This window comes from Flavobacterium frigidum (genome assembly GCF_048286735.1).
GTDB lineage: Bacteria > Bacteroidota > Bacteroidia > Flavobacteriales > Flavobacteriaceae > Flavobacterium.
Window position 1 is genome coordinate 46,952 of record NZ_JBLVPU010000004.1, and the last position, 18,886, is coordinate 65,837.

An 18,886-nucleotide genomic window follows, 5' to 3' on the forward strand; every position below is an offset into this window, starting at 1 on the left:
CTATACTCCTTATTGCGTATTGTAAGATATTTCAATTTAAATCAATTTTACAATATAAAATATTTTATCATGAAAAAAACCATATTACTTTTTAGTTTACTCATTTTATTTTCCTGCTCGAAAGATGATGATGATAAAGAAACTTTACTTACTACTAGTATTAACCCATCTACGGGACCAAAAAATACTCCTGTAACGATTATTGGATCTGGGTTTAGTAATGTAAGTTCCGAAAATGTAGTAACTATAAACGGCAAAGTTTGTCCTGTAATAAATAGTACTTCTACCCAACTTACAATTACCATACCGCCAAGTGCAGGATCAGGCAAAATAAAAGTTACGGTAGCTACTGCCAACGCCGAGAGTAGCAATTTTGATTTCATTGCTACCATAACCGCAAGAATAATAGCTGGCTCAACTTTTGGATTTAACGATGGGTCGGCTTCAAATGCTCAATTTAAAAACCCAGCAGTTATAGCAGTTGATACGGACGGAAATCTATTTGTTACCGATGGAAGTAAAATTCGTAAAATAACAAGCAATGGATTGGTCACAACAATTGCTGGAACTGCAACAAATGGTTTTGCAGATGGAAACGCTAATATTGCCAAATTTAACAGGTTAGATGGAATAACTATAGATTCTCAAGGAAATCTATATGTTGCAGACACAAATGACTTTAAAATCCGCAAAATCACTTTTGATTAATATTCAAACAATAAAACTGCAATATCATGATCATTCAAACCTTCATATTGTTCATCGCACTATTTTCATGCCAAGAACAAAAAATAAAAACTAAAACAGCTAGTAAACCAAAAGTTATTAAAATGGTTGCGACAAAAAAATTAGTCAGCAATTTTGTAGGCAATTATAATGGCACTCACAATAATAAAGAAATTTTTGTAACATTAAAAACAGTACCAAGAACAAGTAAAATATCTGGCATTTTAACCATGGATGGTAAAGAGGCTAACATTACTGCTACTGAAACATCTGCTACAAATTGCACTGGCATAATCACAGAAAATGACACCAAAAAAAGGTACAACATAACTGCAGCAATAGTCAATAAGAAATTGCATTTCAATATTACTTTTCCAGAATATAACAACCAAATTTTAGCATTGGTGCTCGACAGAAGTACATTGACAACCAGTCAAGGTGGCAATACTATTGCCATAGACAGTGGCGGTGGCACAACCACATCTTCTGGTTCAAGCGGTACTTCAACAAAAAAGAACAATAGAGATAGAGCCTTGGTAGGAAAATGGCGTTTTACAGAAGTAATTAGTAGTGGTAGTGGACAGTTTTATTCCTCTTTTTCTACTGATTATTTTTTGCAGTTTAATGCAAATGGCGAATGCAGAACATGGACTGGTAGTAGCGCAGGTGGATCTGGTAACGTAAGTTATGAAGGATCTGGCAATACGAATCTTGAAATTGCGCAATGGTACACTTTCGGAAAAAATGTGGTGTTTGTAAACTCAAATACGAACAAAGAATTGAGTATTCCCTATTTCGCCGAAGAAAACAGAATGATGCTCAAAGGCAGTTTGAACAGAGTTTATCAAAGGATCTATTAAAAAAAAATATTAAACAAAAATCAAAAAAATTATGAAAACATTAAAAACAATTTTAGCAACATTATTCTTTGTAGTTATTTGTGTTTCGTGCAGTAAAGATGATGAAAGCAGTGAGGTAACTACAAAAGAACTTAATCCAGAATTTATAGGAACATGGCGCTTTACCGAAGTGTTGAGTAGCGGTGGTTTTACGGTGGTTACAGATTATTTTTTCCAATTTAAAGCTAACGGGGAGGTTGACAATTGGTTTGGCACACCAAGCAATCCTGTAAATAACCTTATAACTAGTGGGTGGTACACAAATGGCAATAATCTGTTCTTTTTCAATTTGCAAACCAAAGAAGAAGAAAGAGTAACATTTTTAATATCTACAGACGGAAACACACTCCTGTTTAATGGTAATAGCACAAGAGTATTTAAAAAAATATAACCCATAATTTAAATCTAAAACTTATAATGTGGTAAAAATCTTGAAATTGCGCAATGGTACACTTTCGGAAAAATGTGGTGTTTGTAAACTCAAATACGAACAAAGAATTGAGCATTCCCTATTATGCCTAAGCAAATAGAATGATGCTTAAAGGAAATCTCAAACGCGTTTACCAACGCATCGAATGAGATACAACTTTTAAAATTAAATAGCATGAAAAAAATTATTTTACTGTTTATAATTATTTGTTCAGAGCAGTTAGAGGCGCAATGTTGGCAAACTTTTAGCGTTGGTTACAATCATACTATGGCTATAAAGCCCGATGGTACGCTCTGGGGATGGGGCGTAAACACCGATGGTCAATTAGGAAACGGTACAGTTACAAGAGCTCCAATACCTATACAAATTGGCACGCAAACTAATTGGTTAAAAGTAATTGCTGGCGATAGAAACACCATGGCTATTAAAACCGATGGAACATTGTGGGTCTGGGGCGACAATTTATTTGGTCAAGTAGGAAACAATACATTTACAAACAATGTAACAACGCCAACACAAGTCGGAACCGATACGGACTGGAATAGTATGAGTGCAGGTTTTGAACATGTTGCAGCCATTAAAAATAACGGTACGCTTTGGGTTTGGGGTTCTGGTGGTAATGGTCAGATAGGAAATAACTCACTTTTAAACACATCTTTGCCAACACAAGTAGGTTCAGATACCGATTGGTCAACCGTTTGCGCAGGTTTGTCAACCACTATGGCACTAAAATCTGATGGTAGTTTATGGACTTGGGGACGTAATGATTTGGGTCAATTGGGTTTAGGATCTGGTTCTAGCAACAGAACAATGCTAGTGCAGGTTGGAGGTACAGATTGGCAAAAAATAAGCAAAAAATCAAGTCATACCACAGCCATTAAATCTGACGGAACACTTTGGCATTGGGGCAGACAAACAGGCGGTAGTCCTTCTTTCATTACAAATTTAAACATCCCTACACAAGTTGGTACGGCCACTAACTGGTCAAAGATTAGTTCTGGTACAGATCATAACCTTGCTATAAAAACCGATGGTAGTTTATGGGCTTGGCTAAGTAATGGAAGTGGTCAATTAGGCAATAATTCAACAACCCGTGCTTTCGCTCCAGTCCAAATAGGAACTGACATTAATTGGGATTCTATTCATGGTGGTTCACAGTTATCAGCAGCAATAAAAACAGATGGTACTTTTTTTTATTGGGGATCCAATGTTTTCAATCAATATGGTAATAACTCTACTGTAGCATCTACTATACCATTCTTGATTTCTTGCCCGACAAGTTTATCAAATTTAGATTTCTCTAAATACAAATGTGGCATAGCACCCAACCCATCAAAAGGTATTTTTACCATATTAACCGAAAATTCCCTAGAAGATGCTATTATCTCAGTAGTCGATCTTAATGGAAGAATTATTTATAATTCCAATCTAAAAAATCTAAGCAATCAAGCTTTAGATTTAAACCATTTACAAAGCGGAATTTATATTCTCAATATTTCCAATTCGAGTTTTAATAGTTTTCAAAAAATAGTAAAACAATAAAACTTAAGAATTATGAAAAAAATTATACTTCTATTTATGCTTTTTTGTTTACCAAAACTTATGGCACAAAATGCAACTGTTGCCTCTGGCGGAAACGCAACTGGTTCTGGTGGATCATCAAGTTTTACGGTTGGACAAGTGTTTTACACCAATGCCGTTGGGTCAAACGGCTCAATCAATCAAGGAGCGCAACAACCGGTTGAAATTTTTGCATTAGGAACAACCGATTTTCCAGAAATTAGCTTAACAATGAGCGTTTATCCGAATCCTACAACAGCTTTGGTAATTTTATCCATTGCAAATTACAATTCAGAAAACATCAATTACCAACTTTTTGACTTGAACGGAAGAGTTATTCAATCTAATAAAATTTTGCAAAAAGAAACGCAGATATCCTTACAGAATTTATCAAAGGCTATTTATTTTTTGACTGTTTCAGACAACAACAAATCATTAAAAACTTTCAAAATTATTAAAAACTAAAGCTATTATGAAAACATTTACAAACAATATCAAAACAATCTTTATTCTTTGCTCTTTTTTCTTTGCTCTCTTTTCTGCCACAGCACAAGCACCAAACCGCATGAGTTATCAAGCTGTAGTGCGAAATACAACTGGCGCATTAGTAGCAAATGCCAACGTTGGGATACAAATAAGCATATTGCAAACCACAGCAACTGGTACAGCAGTTTACATTGAAAGACACACTACACCAACCAATGCGAATGGTCTTGCCTCGATAGAAATTGGCGGTGGCACCTTGGTAGCAGGAAATTTTACAACCATAAACTGGGCAAACGGACCTTATTTTATTAAAACCGAAACCGATCCAACAGGTGGAACAACGTACTCTATTTCTGGAACTAGCCAAATGTTAAGTGTACCTTATGCTTTGTTTGCAGCAACAAGTGGTAACTCTTGGGGTTTAAATGGAAATACTGCAACAGCATCAAATTTTATTGGAACTACAAACCTTTCCGATGTAATTTTTAAGAGAAATAACATTATTGCTGGAAGAATTGAAAGTTTTAATACAAGCTATGGGTTTAATTCACTTGTGAGTAGTAATTCAGGGTTTGATAATACTGCAATTGGAAGTAGATCGCTTTCAAGCAATACAAACGGGAACAATAACACTGCAATCGGAGATAATGCTCTATTTAGCAATACAATTGGATCTGAAAATACTGCAATTGGAAGTAGCTCGCTTTCTAGCAATACAAATGGAGACGATAATACTACGGTAGGGACTTTTTCTCTTTCTCAAAATATTGGGGGAATTGAGAATACTGCAATTGGGGCCAGATCTCTTGTAACTAATACTACAGGACAAAGCAATACGGCTGTCGGCTGTCGTGCCCTTTCTCAAGTAAGTTCGGGTAACAATAATACTGCAGTTGGTTTCAACGTTCAAGTTGCAAGTCCAACGAACAGCAATCAAGTGCGCATAGGTAACACCGCCGTAACTCTAGCGAGTGTTCAAGTACCTTGGACAATTACATCAGACAATCGCTGGAAATCTAACATCAAAAAATCAAATCTTGGATTGGAATTTATCAAACAATTGAACCCTGTTTCTTATACTCGCAAAGATGTTCAAGACAGTGAAGGCAAACCAATTATTTTAGAAACCACCACAAACCCAACAATAGAATATGGTTTTATAGCACAGGAATTGGAAAGCACACTTAACAAATTTAATGTTAAAGATAATAGCATAATTACTAAAGATAATGCAGGAATGTTAAGCCTTCGTTACAATGATCTACTTGCGCCAATAGTAAAAGCAATGCAATAACAACAAGCGATGATTGAAGAGTTACAAAAAGAAATTAAGGAAATAAAAAGCAGAAAATAGTAACACAAAATATTTATCCATTAAAGGATAATTAACAATAAAATTTCAACTATCAGTTTCCAAAATCCTCTTTCAATGTATCGATAGAGGATTTTTTGTTTAAGTTAGATTTGGCTATTGAGTTATAAGTTATAATAATGTTAGTAATTATGTAAAAAACGAAATATGACGTATCTTTGCAGATAATTTAGACAATATCAATATAAGCTATGATAAAAGTATCAGATACAGCAAGTAAAAAAATCGTTGCTATGATGAACGATGATGGTTTTGACGCAACTCAAGATTATGTTAGAGTAGGCGTAAAAAGCGGAGGATGTTCGGGATTGTCTTATGAATTAAAGTTTGACAAAAATTTAGGTGAGAACGACAAGGTTTTTGAAGACAATAATGTAAAAATAGCGGTTGAAAAAAAATCTTTTTTATATTTAGCAGGAACCGTTCTCGAATTTTCAGGCGGATTAAACGGAAAAGGATTTGTTTTCAATAATCCAAACGCCACTAGGACTTGTGGATGTGGAGAAAGTTTCTCTCTTTAATTAAAAGATTGAAAATTTAAAGATTAAAAGATTATGAAAGTATGACAAAATCATTTGAAGAATTTGATGTCCATAAAAAAGGTATTGTCTTGACTAAATTAATTTTTCAATTATTAAACAATAAATCTTTAGAAAAGGAATTTGGTTTTAAAGACCAAATTAAAAGAGCTACAGTTTCAATTACAAATAATATTGCCGAAGGTTCAGAATACAACAGTAATAGGCAATTTACAAGATATTTAAAAATCTCTAAAGGCAGTTGTGCTGAGGTTAGGAATATGTTGATATTATCAAGGGAGTTAGGTTTTTGCAATCATGAAGAGATTCAAATATGTTATAATTTAACAATTGAAATTTCTCAAAACCTTTCTAATTTTATTAAATATTTAGACACAAATAATAAAGTTTAATATTCAATTTTTGAATCTTTGAATCTTTAAATCTTTAAATCTTTAAATAACAATGAGCAAATATACAGAAGACGACTTAAAAATCGAACTCGAAAATAAAGAATACGAATACGGATTTTACACGGAGCTGGAAGCCGAAACCTTTCCTATTGGTTTAAACGAGGATATCGTTCGTGCTATTTCGCACAAAAAAGGAGAGCCACAATGGATGACCGATTGGCGCCTAGAGGCTTTTCGTGCTTGGGAGCAAATGATTGAACCGGAATGGGCCAATGTAAGCTACACCAAACCTGATTTTCAAGCGATTTCCTATTATTCCGCACCAAAAGCAGTCGACCCTAATAAAACATTAGACGATGTAGATCCTGAACTTTTAGAAATGTACAAAAAGTTAGGTATCTCTGTCGATGAGCAAAAAATGATGAATAATGTAGCCATGGATATCGTAGTCGATTCGGTTTCTGTTGCAACTACTTTCAAAAAAACATTGGGCGAAAAAGGAATTATTTTTATGAGTATTTCCGAAGCTATTAAAGAGCATCCAGAATTAGTTCGCAAGTATTTAGGTACCGTAATTCCACAAAAAGACAATTATTATGCAGCTTTGAATTCCGCAGTTTTCTCCGATGGATCTTTCTGTTATATTCCAAAGGGCGTTCGCTGTCCAATGGAACTTTCCACTTATTTTAGAATCAATCAAGCCGGTACAGGACAATTTGAAAGAACCTTATTAGTTGCCGATGAAGGCAGTTATGTATCGTACTTAGAGGGTTGTACGGCTCCAAGTCGTGACGAAAATCAATTGCACGCGGCAGTAGTCGAATTAATTGCGCTTGATGATGCCGAAATAAAATATTCAACCGTACAAAACTGGTATCCTGGAAACAAAGAAGGTAAAGGTGGTGTGTATAACTTTGTGACTAAAAGAGGGATTTGCGAGAAAAACGCAAAAATTTCTTGGACACAGGTAGAAACAGGTTCCGCTATTACATGGAAATACCCATCAGTAGTTTTAAAAGGTGACAACTCAACTGGTGAATTTTATTCGATTGCAGTAACTAATAATTTCCAGCAAGCTGATACTGGAACCAAAATGATCCATTTAGGAAAAAACACTAAATCAACGATTATTTCAAAGGGAATTTCTGCTGGAAGATCACAAAATAGTTACAGAGGTTTGGTGCGCATTTCACCAAATGCAGATAACGCAAGAAATTTTTCGCAATGCGACTCCTTGTTAATGGGAAATAACTGCGGCGCACATACTTTTCCATACATCGAAAGTAAAAATCCAACTGCAAAAATAGAACACGAAGCTACAACGAGTAAAATTGGCGAAGACCAAGTTTTTTATTGCAACCAACGCGGAATTCCAACAGAAAAAGCAATTGCCTTAATCGTAAATGGTTTCAGTAAAGAGGTTTTGAATAAGTTGCCAATGGAATTTGCTGTGGAAGCTCAAAAGTTATTAGAAATTTCTCTTGAAGGTTCAGTGGGTTAAATTTGAAAATTTGAAGAACTAACATTAAAGAACGATTGTTATGGAACTCATTTTAAAAAACGTTAAGAAAAAAGATTTGCCTCTTTTAAAATCGTTGGCAAAATCACTGGGTTTTGAAATTGAAAAAGAAAACAAACCATATAACCCAGAATTTGTAAAAGAAATTTTGGAGGCTGAACAAAGCATAAAAGATGGGAAAGGAAAAAAAATAAAATTAGAGGATTTGTGGAAATAATTTATTCAGAAAAAGCTCAAAAAGACAGAGAATTTTGGCTAAAGTCTGGCAATAAAGCAATAATGAATAAAATTACTGCTTTGATTAAAGATATTCAACTACATCCTTATGAAGGTATTGGAAAGCCCGAGCAATTGAAACACCAGCTTTCTGGTAAATGGTCCAGGAGAATTAACCAAGAGCATCGAATTATATATAAAGCTACCGAAGAAAACACAATTGAGATATTAGACATTTTATCATTAAAAGGTCATTACGAATAAACAAGAAAACATGTTATCAATAAAAAATTTACACGCCTCAATAGGTGACAAAGAAATATTAAAGGGAATAAACCTTGAAGTAAAAGCAGGAGAAGTTCATGCTATAATGGGTCCTAACGGTGCCGGAAAAAGTACGCTTGCTTCCATAATTGCAGGAAACGAAAATTACGAGGTAACTCAAGGTGAAATTGGTTTAGACGGGGAAGACCTGGCTGATTTGGCACCAGAAGAAAGAGCACACAAAGGCGTTTTCCTTTCGTTTCAATATCCTGTTGAAATTCCTGGTGTTTCAGTAACTAACTTCATGAGAACAGCTATCAATGAAACACGTAAAGCAAACGGTAAGGAAGAAATGCCGGCTAATGAAATGCTAAAAGTGATTCGTGAAAAATCAGAATTATTAGAAATAGACCGTAAATTTTTGTCACGTTCTTTAAACGAAGGTTTTTCGGGTGGAGAGAAAAAGCGTAACGAAATTTTTCAAATGGCTATGCTAGAACCAAAATTAGCGATCCTTGACGAAACCGATTCTGGATTGGATATCGATGCTTTACGTATTGTTGCTAATGGTGTTAATAAACTAAAAAGCGATAAAAATGCGATCGTAGTCATTACGCACTACCAGCGTTTACTAGATTATATCGTTCCTGATTTTGTTCACGTTTTATACAACGGAAAAATAGTAAAATCCGGTGGAAAAGAATTAGCCCACGAGCTAGAAGAAAAAGGATATGACTGGATTAAAGCAGAAAATTAAAAATTGTTTCAAGTTTAAAACTTTATTAATTTCAAGTTAAGATAACTGAAACTAATAAAAGCCTGAAGCGAATAAACAAAATCTATGGCGACCATAAATCGGTTTGAAGATTTACAAATTTGGCAGGAGGCAAGACGCTTAGCAAAAGAAATACATCTAATTGCTGTTGAAACCGATTTGAAATCAGATTTTAGATTCAAAGAGCAAATCAAATCTTCTTCAGGTTCAGTAATGGATAATATAGCCGAAGGGTTTTAAAGAGATGGAAATCTTGAATTTAGACAATTTCTATCAATTGCAAAAGGTTCTGCTGGTGAAACAAGATCGCAACTCTATAGAATTTTAAATTTTGGTTATATCAATGAATCAAAATTTGAACTGTTAAAAAAAGATTATGAAAACCTCAGTGGTAAAATTAAAAATTTTATCACCTATTTAAATAAGAAAGACTTTAAAGGAAATAAGTTCCAATAGGTAAAACCTGAAACTTTAAACTTTAAACCTGAAACCAAATTAAAATGGAATTAAAAGAAAAATTAATCTCGTCGTTTATGGCTTTTGAGGAGCGCATCGATGTTCATGCTGAACTTCACGATGTACGCACAGCAGCACTAAAAAACTTTGAGAACAAAGGTTTCCCAACCAAAAAAGAAGAAGCTTGGAAATATACCTCACTCAATGCGGTACTAAAAAATGACTTTACCGTTTTTCCGAAACAAGAAAATACTGTGCAGTATTCTGATGTAAAAAAATACTTTTTACATGAAATAGACAGCTATAAAATAGTCTTTATTGATGGTATTTTTAGCTCCCATCTTTCGGCTACAACGCATGAAGGCATAGATGTTTGCTTGCTTTCATCGGCATTGACTAAATCAAAATACAAAACAATTGTTGATACATATTTCAATCAAATTGCAAATAAGGAAGAAAGTTTAACATCTTTGAATACGGCTTTCGCCAATGAAGGAGCGTATATCAATATTCCGAAAAGTAAAGTAGCAGACAGACCAGTTGAAATCATGTATTTCTCTACGGGAAATGAAGCCGCGCTTTTAGTACAACCTCGCAACTTGATAGTAGTAGGCGAAAATGCACACGTTCAAATTATCGAGCGTCATCAGAGTTTGAACGAAAATCCAGTTTTAACCAATTCAGTTACTGAGATTTTTGCTCAAAAACGTGCTATAGTTGATTTTTATAAAATTCAAAACGATACTCTTACCGCTAACTTGATCGATAACACTTACGTTTCACAACAAGAGGAAAGCAGTGTAGCTGTAAATACATTCAGTTTTGGTGGAAACCTTACGAGAAACAACCTCAATTTTTACCATTTTGGAGAAAGAATTGTGAGTTACCTGAACGGAATTACGATTATTGGCGACAAGCAACACGTAGATCATTACACACTGGTGCAACATGCTACGCCAAACTGCGAAAGTCATCAGGATTACAAAGGCATATTCTCTGATCGTTCAACGGGCGTTTTTAACGGGAAAATTTTCGTAGAACGAGAAGCTCAAAAAACAAATGCTTTTCAAAAAAGCAACAATATTTTATTGAGTGATAAGGCGACTATTAATGCTAAACCACAATTAGAAATTTTTGCCGATGATGTAAAATGCTCTCACGGTTGCACCATTGGTCAACTTGATGAAACAGCAATGTTCTACATGCAACAACGCGGAATCCCTAAGAAAGAAGCAAAAGCGTTATTAATGTACGCGTTCTCCAATGCGGTTATCGAAAGCATCAAAATACCAGAATTAAAACAACGAATCACCAAAATTATCGCTACCAAACTGGGCGTGAAAATGGGATTTGATTTGTAGTTTAATTAAAACCTGATATACAGAACCCGACAGATTTTAGAAACCTGTCGAGTTTATTTTTAGGAACTAATCCTACTATACATTGCAAATGAAATGCAATGATCACCAAAATAAAATAGCAAGTTGGTGAAGTAATCTTTTTTCGGTAAAAACCTCAAAAAGGATTTTCATTTCTATCGGGGTTAAACATATATTCTTTTGAAATCCAATCAGCAAAAAATTGTCGTAAAGCCTTGTTATATATATTTATAGACTTTTAATGATTCAAATTTTTCCAAAAAAAATTCATTTGCCCGAAATAATAAAAATCCAAAAAACATATAATTTTCAATTGTCACTGTTTTATAGTCTATGAACTCAAATTAGACTACATTTGAGTACAATTAACATTTGTTTATTTAGACAAGTTTAGATTGATTTACTATTTCCCTAAAATAAATTATGGCGAAAATGAAATCAGCACTTCCAAAAAATACTCCTTTAATACTTTCAAAAAAGCAAAAGGTAGCGCCAAATCAAAATTCTGACAAAGATGATTCACAATCTGAATTAAACTCTAAGCAAGAACTAGGCAATGAATCTCATGAATTTCCTATAGTTGCAATTGGTGCATCAGCAGGCGGTCTTGAGGCGGTTACAGAATTGCTGCAGAATCTTTCGCCTACTACAGGCATGGCTTTTATATATGTGCAGCACTTAAGTCCAGATCACAAAAGTATTTTACCTTCTTTACTATCTAAAGTAACCCAAATGGTGGTACAAGATATTGATGATATGGAAAAAATGATTCCTAATAATGTTTATGTAATTCCATACAATAAAGAGATTAAAGTAGTAGATGGGCATATCAAATTAATTCCAAGACCCGAAAAAAGAAAATCAAATTTATCAATTGATTTACTCTTTTCATCATTGGCAGAAACGCATAAAGAAAATGTTATTGGAGTTGTGCTATCAGGAAATGCTCATGATGGAACCGCTGGTTTAAAAGAAATAAAACAAGTTGGAGGCATAACTTTTGCTCAAGATGATTCGGCTAAGTTTGCTAGTATGCCTCACTCGGCTATTGCTTCTGGAGTTGTTGATTTTATTTTATCACCAAAAGAAATTGGCTTGGAAATAAACCGAATTAGTAAACATCCTTTGGCTACTCTAAGACCCATAAAAAATATACCTGAATCAGAAATAGAAAATAATGATCCCGCTTTACAACATATACTACAAGTACTTCACAAGAGCAAAAATGTAGATTTTAGTCATTACAAGATGAATACGATCAAGAGAAGGATAACTCGCAGAATGCTGATTCACAATATAAAAACATTAAAAGAATATGCGGAATTGCTTCTCTATCAAACTTCTGAAATTGATTTACTTTACCACGATTTACTTATAAATGTAACTGCTTTTTTTAGAGATGCCGATGCTTTTTTACTTTTAAAAAATACAATTTTACCCAAAATAATAAAGAATAAAACTGCTGGTGATAGTGTAAGAATATGGATTGCAGCTTGTGCAACAGGCGAAGAAGTATATTCTATAGCTATGTTATTATTAGAAATTCAAGACCACACAAAAAATAACATTCCTCTTCAAATATTTGCATCAGACTTAAGTATAGAAGCCATTAATTTAGCGCGTATTGGTGAATATTCTGCCCATCAATTGGCAAATGTTTCTCCAGAAAGATTGCAACGATTTTTTACTAAAACTAAAGATAAATATCGCGTTTGTAAATCCTTGCGTGATGTTTGTGTTTTTGCACAACACAATATTTTGCTTGATCCACCATTTTCTAAAATGGACTTAATTAGTTGCCGCAATGTGCTTATTTATTTAGACACAATTGCGCAGAAAAAAGCCATTTCCACTTTTCATTATGCACTAAATGATGGGGGTTGTCTAATGCTAGGAAAGTCAGAAACGATTGGGTCTTCTGGACATTTGTTTGGAGTTACAAATAAAAAATATAAATTTTATTGTCGAAAAAATTATTCAAGATTAAATACCATTTCCAATTTAAACTCAAGAACAGCAAACAGTATTATGCCCAATAAAAATAGCAGTCTGGCTCGAATCCTTAAAAAAACGAACAGCCCGGCAAATGGAACTATTGGTTTAGCTTTCGATACTGTATTGCTCGAAAATTATGTTCCTGCAAGTGTAATAGTTAATTACGACTTAGACATCCTTCAATTTAGAGGAAGTACATCGCTTTATTTGCAACACTCTTCAGGCAAAGCCAGTTTTAATATTTTGAAAATGGCACATCCAGAAATAACATTTGAGTTGCGAAATGCCATTCATAATGCCATTAAAACCGAACAAACGGTTGTAAAAATAGGTATTGAAATGAATCGTGATAAAAATGAAAATGCATATAGAATCGTTAATTTAGAAGTTACACCCATTACCATTGAAGGCGAAGAACCTTTATTGGTTGTGGTGTTTACGGGTCAACAAGTTTCAGAAGTTGAAGAAGATCCCATAAAATCCTCCCAAAATATTTCTGTTGCCAAAGACCGACGCATTAAAAAACTAGAAGAAGAATTAGTCGCCGCAAGAGCCGATATGGGATCCATAATTCTTGACCAAGAATCTAGTAACGAAGAATTGCAAAGCTTAAATGAAGAAATTGTTTCTAGCAACGAAGAGCTACAAAGTTTAAATGAGGAACTAGAAACATCTAAAGAAGAGATAGAATCTACAAACGAAGAACTTACAACAAGTAATCAAGAATTGCACGCTCGTAACCAACAAATAGAAGAATTATATTCTTATTCTGAGGCGATTATATCAACCATTCACGAACCCATGCTTATTCTTGATAAAGATATGAAGATTCGTTCTGCTAATGAATCTTTTTGCAAAACCTTTCGTGTTTCTGAGCAAGAAAGTATTGGAAAATCACTTTATAAATTAAATGATAATCAATGGAGTTTTCCTGAATTACGAAAACTTCTTGAAGATATTGTTCCCAATAATGTTCGGTTTCATGATTTTGAGATTGATCATATTTTTTCAAATATAGGACATAAAATATTATTGTTAAATGCACATAGAGTGAGTCAACCAAGTCAAAATGAAGAATTGATTGTACTCACTATTATTGACATTACAGCGGTTAGAAAACTAGCTTTAGAGGTTCAAGAAAAAGAGATGAAAATTCTCGAAGTTCAAGCTGAATCCGAAAAAAAAGCCATGAAAATTGTGGAAGATAGCAATAAACGCTATGATATGATGCTTATGCAATCGCCATTTGCCTTTGCGATTCTCAAAGGAAAAGATATGAAAATTATACTTGCCAACGATAGTGTAAAAAAAGTTTGGGGTAAAGGAAATGACGTAGAAGGAAAATCATTTTTTGATGTTTTGCCAGAAATTGCATCTACCGAATTTCCTAGTTTATTAAATGAAGTATTTACCACAGGAAAACCATTTAATGGATATGAACATCGTGTATCGCTTTTACGAAAAGGAAAAATGGAAGATGGATATTTCAATTTTGTATATCAGCCTTATTTAGAAGCTGACAAAACCATTTCGGGCGTTACAATAATTGCTAATGAAGTTACTAAGCAGGTACATTTGAAAGACCAATTAATAGAAGCTATTGCCAATGCAGAGCATAAAACAAAACTTGCTGAGGACGCACTTAAAGCCAAACAACAATTTTTGTCTAACATGAGTCACGAGATTCGAACACCAATGAATGCTATTATTGGATTTACAAATGTGCTACTAAAATCAGAATTAAACAGCCAACAAAAAGAATGTGTTAACGCCGTTAAAACCTCTGGGAATTCTTTAATTGTAATTATTAACGACATTCTTGATCTTGCCAAAGTGAATGCGGGAAAAATGAATTTTGAAGAAAATCCACTCAATTTAAACCAAACAATCTGCGAAATTTTTCACTTATTTGTAGTGAAATGCGAGAAAAAAAATATAGAATTGGTGAAAAATATTGACAGCGCTATTCCAAAAATAGTTTTGGGTGACGACATTAGATTGCGACAAATATTTTTGAATTTAATAAGCAACGCCATTAAGTTTACAGAGAAAGGAACAATCACTTTAGACATAAAAATTCTTGACCAGAATGCTGAAAAAACCACTATAGAATTTGCGCTTACCGATACTGGGATTGGTATTCCAGAAAACAAACTCGACACTATTTTTGATAATTTTGAGCAAGCATTTGATGCAACATCAAGATTGTATGGAGGAACAGGATTAGGACTTGCCATTGTTAAACAACTAGTAGAACTTCAAGGCGGAAAACTGTTTGTAAAAAGTAAATTAGGAAAAGGCTCTACTTTTGGATTTTCTATGAGTTTTAAAAATACCACTCTCGAAATGCCAGTTGAATCGGCAATTAGATTAAATAAAAACAATAACCTTAACAATGTAAAAGTATTGGTTGCAGAGGATATGCCACTCAATCAACTTTTAATAAAAATCATATTAGAAGATTTTGGACTAGAATGTGATATTGCAGACAACGGGAAAATTGCTATAGATAAACTTCAGAATAACAGGTATGATATTGTATTAATGGACATTCAAATGCCAGAAATGAATGGCTTTGAAGCAACCGAATTTATTAGAAAAAAAATGAAGTCCAAAATTCCAATTATTGCTCTAACGGCAGATGTTACTACTATCGACATCAAAAAGTCATTGGAAATAGGTATGAATGATTACATCTCAAAACCAATAGACGAAAAATTATTATACAATAAAATTAATGAATTATTGATGCGATAAGTCGCTCAATAGTTGAAATGTCAATGCCATAAAAATCAGAAATTGGAGACTTTGTGAATCTGTATTCTTCTTTGAAAAACATACCACTTACACCAATGTATTCTTGAATACCTTCTAAAGTGACTTTATTATTTAGAATGTTTTGCCGATTAATAGCCGACAATGTTAAATATTTTTTCAAGAACAAAAATTAATACTAACTAGTATTGTTTCCCTTACTTATGAGGGAAACAATTTTTGAACGCTTGATTTTATTGGGGTTTACGCAACTTAAAAATAGGATCAAAAAGTAATTCATTGCAGTTAGTAAAAAAATAATTAGTACATTACTCTAGGTAAAAGTTTTTTTATTTGATTTTTCCCAAACTCCCCACAATCCCTTTCAACATTCCATTGAAATCAAATTCAGGTTCTTCTTTTAATCCCATTCGCACAATAACTAAATCAAGTGACGGAATAATCGCCACCATTTGCCCTTGAAAACCGCTACAGTGATACATGTCTCTTGGTACATCTGGGAAATGTCCACCGGCATTAAGCCAAAAATGACCGCCATATCTTCCCTCAGATCTATTGGTAGGAGTTGTGGTGTATTTTACCCAACTTTCGTTGAAAATTTGTTCTCCGTTCCAGTTTCCTTTATGTAAATACAGTAACCCAAACTTAGCCCAATCCCTGGTAGTTGCCCAACCGTAGGACGAGCCCACATAATTACCTGCCATATCGGTTTCGATAACCATAGAATTCATTCCTATTTTATCGATCAAATCCGTGTACCAAAAATCTAAGTACTCCTGATGTGTTTTGAACTGCTTGCGGAGAATACCGGAAAGCAAATTTGTTGTTCCAGAAGAATAATTCCACCGCATATTGGGTTTATATTCTGCCGGTTTTTCTAATTGCGCGCGGGTCATATCTTCGGCTTGAAAAAGCATTTCGGTAGCATCACAAATAGTGTTGTAATCTTCAACCCATTGTAAACCAGAATTCATGTGCAGCAAATCACTTGTGGTTATCAATTTTCGCTTGTCATTCGCCCATTCAGGAATAGGAGCTGGAGCATCAATATCAAATTTTCTTTGCTTTTCTAAAACTCCAAATACCGCACTCGTGATACTTTTGGTCATCGACCAGCCTAAAATTCTACTGTTTTTATCAAAACCCGTTTCATATTTCTCTGCAATGATTTTGTCTTTATAAATTACTAAAAGCGAACGTGTTCTTTTTTTGATTTGCCCTTTTACATCAAAAGCATTGGCTACAGCCGCATTCAATTTGGTATAATCAACGTTAGCAAAAATGGTATCTTTAGGTTCTTTGTTCCCGTACGGAAAAGGTAAATTGTTGTTCAATTTTGTTCTTTTGGGAACCAAATACGGTTTTGAAACATCAAAATCATCATTGATTAATGTAGCGCCCAACCCTTTGCGGTAAATGGCTTTTCGTTCTTTTAAACCATAAACCGAAGCCGATGCATACTTTTCTGCAGCATTGATGGTGTTTTTGGCTAAATCAATCATATCGATGTCATTGTCCCCTTTTTCAATTATTTCCTGTGAACGATTGTCTAAAAAATGACCAGACGCCATACTTTTGGCTGAAAAGCCCGAAATTAAATCCAGTTTTGGATACGTTGTGAATCCAACATACAGTATTCCAATCAAAATTACGAGGGCAACAAACTTGAATAATTTTTTCATAGCGATTTAATTTGAAGCAATTTAATAAAAAGGAATCACATTTTTAAACTAATTATGGGATGAGAAAATGAGGTTTAATTAACAACTGTTTGCTGAAAATTAATTCGATTTTCACTACTTTTGTATTTAGAAAAATTCTAAATAATAGAGTCCAACTCATATATTCGTTTTCTAGAAAATAAAAAAACAACTACATGTTAGACATTAATAAAATTAGAGACGACTTTCCTATTCTTTCCCAGAAAGTAAATGGAAAACCGCTAGTTTATTTTGACAACGGAGCGACCACACAAAAACCACAGGTGGTGATTGATGCCATTTCAAAATACTATCAAGAAATCAATGCAAATATTCATCGTGGCGTGCATACGTTGAGCCAATTAGCAACAGATGCCTATGAGGAATCTCGCAAGAAAATTCAAAACCACATCAATGCTAAATTTGCTCATGAAGTATTATTTACATCGGGCACCACACACGGAATAAATGCTATAACCAATGGTTTTGCCTCTATTTTGAAACCTGGCGATGAAATTTTAGTATCGGCATTAGAGCACCACAGCAACATTGTACCTTGGCAAATGCTAGCCGAGAGAACTGGCGCTGTTCTAAGAGTGATTCCAATGAATGACGATGGTGAGTTGATCATGTCCGAATATGACAAATTACTTTCTGATAAAACTAAAATTGTAACGGTCAATCATATTTCAAACGCATTAGGAACTATCAATCCCGTAAAATACATGATTGATAAAGCGCATGCCTTTGGTGCGGCCGTTTTGATAGATGGTGCGCAAGCCGTTCCGCATTTAAAACCAGATATGCAGGCTTTAGATTGTGATTTCTACGTTTTTTCAGGACATAAATTATGTGGGCCAACGGGTACCGGAATTTTATACGGGAAAGAAGAATGGTTGAACAAATTACCTCCATATCAAGGTGGAGGAGAAATGATCAAGGACGTTAGTTTTGAGAAAACAACCTATGCAGAATTACCGCATAAATTTGAAGCAGGAACGCCCAATATTGCTGGCGGAATTGCACTAGGAACCGCCGTTGATTACATGAATGAAGTGGGTTTTGACAACATTCAGCAGCAAGAAAACGAATTGCTTGCCTATGGAACAGCACGTTTATTAGAAATTGAAGGTTTAAAGATTTATGGCACTGCCGCAGAAAAAACTTCCGTAATTTCGTTTAATATTGAAGGAATTCATCCGTATGATATTGGCACCATCATTGATAAACTTGGAATTGCGGTGCGCACGGGTCATCATTGTGCCCAACCCATCATGACTTTCTTTGATATTCCTGGGACTATCAGGGCGTCGTTTGCTTTCTATAACACCAAGGAAGAAATCGATCTAATGGTAGCCGCAGTCAAAAAAGCACAAATAATGTTATCTTAAAATTTTATTCTT

At 34.2% G+C, this 18,886-nt stretch carries 17 protein-coding genes and 1 pseudogene; 16 read left to right on the forward strand and 2 right to left on the reverse strand.

The features are described from left to right. The first annotated feature begins 69 nt into the window (after positions 1-69). The 15 genes and pseudogenes from ACNQGO_RS03645 (at position 70) to ACNQGO_RS03715 (ending at position 15,765) form a co-directional block, all read left to right on the forward strand. On the forward strand, positions 70-708 hold the full coding sequence (locus ACNQGO_RS03645) for an IPT/TIG domain-containing protein (RefSeq protein WP_417945646.1): 639 nt from the start codon (positions 70-72) through the stop codon (positions 706-708). 26 nt (positions 709-734) lie between these two features. Beyond that, positions 735-1,586 (forward strand): hypothetical protein, encoded by an 852-nt coding sequence (locus ACNQGO_RS03650; protein WP_417984235.1) that lies wholly within the window; start codon positions 735-737, stop codon positions 1,584-1,586. 31 nt (positions 1,587-1,617) lie between these two features. Beyond that, positions 1,618-2,016: a hypothetical protein gene (locus tag ACNQGO_RS03655; protein WP_417975938.1), complete on the forward strand. Its 399-nt coding sequence runs from the start codon at positions 1,618-1,620 to the stop codon at positions 2,014-2,016. Positions 2,017-2,229: 213 nt separating this feature from the next. Next, positions 2,230-3,597, forward strand: a complete 1,368-nt coding sequence (locus tag ACNQGO_RS03660) for a T9SS type A sorting domain-containing protein (RefSeq protein ID WP_417975940.1) — start codon at positions 2,230-2,232, stop codon at positions 3,595-3,597. A gap of 12 nt (positions 3,598-3,609) precedes the next feature. Further along, entirely contained in the window at positions 3,610-4,080 is a 471-nt protein-coding gene (locus ACNQGO_RS03665) for a T9SS type A sorting domain-containing protein (protein ID WP_417945639.1), read from the forward strand. A 7-nt stretch (positions 4,081-4,087) separates the two neighbouring features. Next, positions 4,088-5,395 carry a tail fiber domain-containing protein gene (locus tag ACNQGO_RS03670; protein WP_417975942.1) on the forward strand — a complete coding sequence of 436 codons (1,308 nt, stop codon included), beginning with the start codon at positions 4,088-4,090 and terminating at the stop codon, positions 5,393-5,395. Between the two features lie 269 nt (positions 5,396-5,664). Continuing rightward, entirely contained in the window at positions 5,665-5,994 is a 330-nt protein-coding gene (locus ACNQGO_RS03675) for a HesB/IscA family protein (protein WP_309758429.1), read from the forward strand. A 41-nt stretch (positions 5,995-6,035) separates the two neighbouring features. Then, a complete protein-coding gene (locus ACNQGO_RS03680; protein ID WP_417984237.1) occupies positions 6,036-6,404 on the forward strand; it encodes a four helix bundle protein in 369 nt (122 codons plus the stop codon). Positions 6,405-6,456: 52 nt separating this feature from the next. After that, entirely contained in the window at positions 6,457-7,905 is a 1,449-nt protein-coding gene (sufB, locus tag ACNQGO_RS03685; protein WP_417945633.1) for a Fe-S cluster assembly protein SufB, read from the forward strand. 40 nt (positions 7,906-7,945) lie between these two features. Next, a complete protein-coding gene (locus ACNQGO_RS03690; RefSeq protein ID WP_417948246.1) occupies positions 7,946-8,140 on the forward strand; it encodes a DUF2683 family protein in 195 nt (64 codons plus the stop codon). Continuing rightward, complete coding sequence (locus ACNQGO_RS03695) at positions 8,131-8,403, forward strand: Txe/YoeB family addiction module toxin (RefSeq protein WP_417948247.1); 273 nt, start codon at positions 8,131-8,133, stop codon at positions 8,401-8,403. Before ACNQGO_RS03690 ends, ACNQGO_RS03695 begins: the two co-directional genes overlap by 10 nt. Positions 8,404-8,413: 10 nt before the next feature. Beyond that, positions 8,414-9,160 carry a Fe-S cluster assembly ATPase SufC gene (sufC, locus tag ACNQGO_RS03700; protein ID WP_417984239.1) on the forward strand — a complete coding sequence of 249 codons (747 nt, stop codon included), beginning with the start codon at positions 8,414-8,416 and terminating at the stop codon, positions 9,158-9,160. Between the two features lie 84 nt (positions 9,161-9,244). Continuing rightward, positions 9,245-9,634: pseudogene (locus ACNQGO_RS03705) on the forward strand (four helix bundle protein). Between the two features lie 44 nt (positions 9,635-9,678). Further along, positions 9,679-10,995 carry a Fe-S cluster assembly protein SufD gene (gene sufD, locus ACNQGO_RS03710; protein ID WP_417975948.1) on the forward strand — a complete coding sequence of 439 codons (1,317 nt, stop codon included), beginning with the start codon at positions 9,679-9,681 and terminating at the stop codon, positions 10,993-10,995. A 450-nt stretch (positions 10,996-11,445) separates the two neighbouring features. Further along, entirely contained in the window at positions 11,446-15,765 is a 4,320-nt protein-coding gene (locus tag ACNQGO_RS03715; protein ID WP_417984241.1) for a CheR family methyltransferase, read from the forward strand. Here ACNQGO_RS03715 and ACNQGO_RS03720 read toward each other — a convergent pair. Both ACNQGO_RS03720 and ACNQGO_RS03725 read right to left on the reverse strand, forming a co-directional pair. Then, complete coding sequence (locus tag ACNQGO_RS03720; RefSeq protein WP_417967631.1) at positions 15,743-15,928, reverse strand: hypothetical protein; 186 nt, start codon at positions 15,926-15,928, stop codon at positions 15,743-15,745. The two genes, ACNQGO_RS03715 and ACNQGO_RS03720, sit on opposite strands and share 23 nt — an antisense overlap. 184 nt (positions 15,929-16,112) lie before the next feature. Beyond that, positions 16,113-17,465 carry a serine hydrolase domain-containing protein gene (locus tag ACNQGO_RS03725; protein WP_417984243.1) on the reverse strand — a complete coding sequence of 451 codons (1,353 nt, stop codon included), beginning with the start codon at positions 17,463-17,465 and terminating at the stop codon, positions 16,113-16,115. A 194-nt stretch (positions 17,466-17,659) separates the two neighbouring features. Here ACNQGO_RS03725 and ACNQGO_RS03730 point away from each other — a divergent pair, with 194 nt between their 5' ends. Beyond that, the gene (locus ACNQGO_RS03730; RefSeq protein ID WP_417984245.1) at positions 17,660-18,874 is read left to right on the forward strand and encodes an aminotransferase class V-fold PLP-dependent enzyme; all 1,215 of its coding nucleotides are present in this window, start codon (positions 17,660-17,662) and stop codon (positions 18,872-18,874) included. Positions 18,875-18,886: the final 12 nt, after the last annotated feature.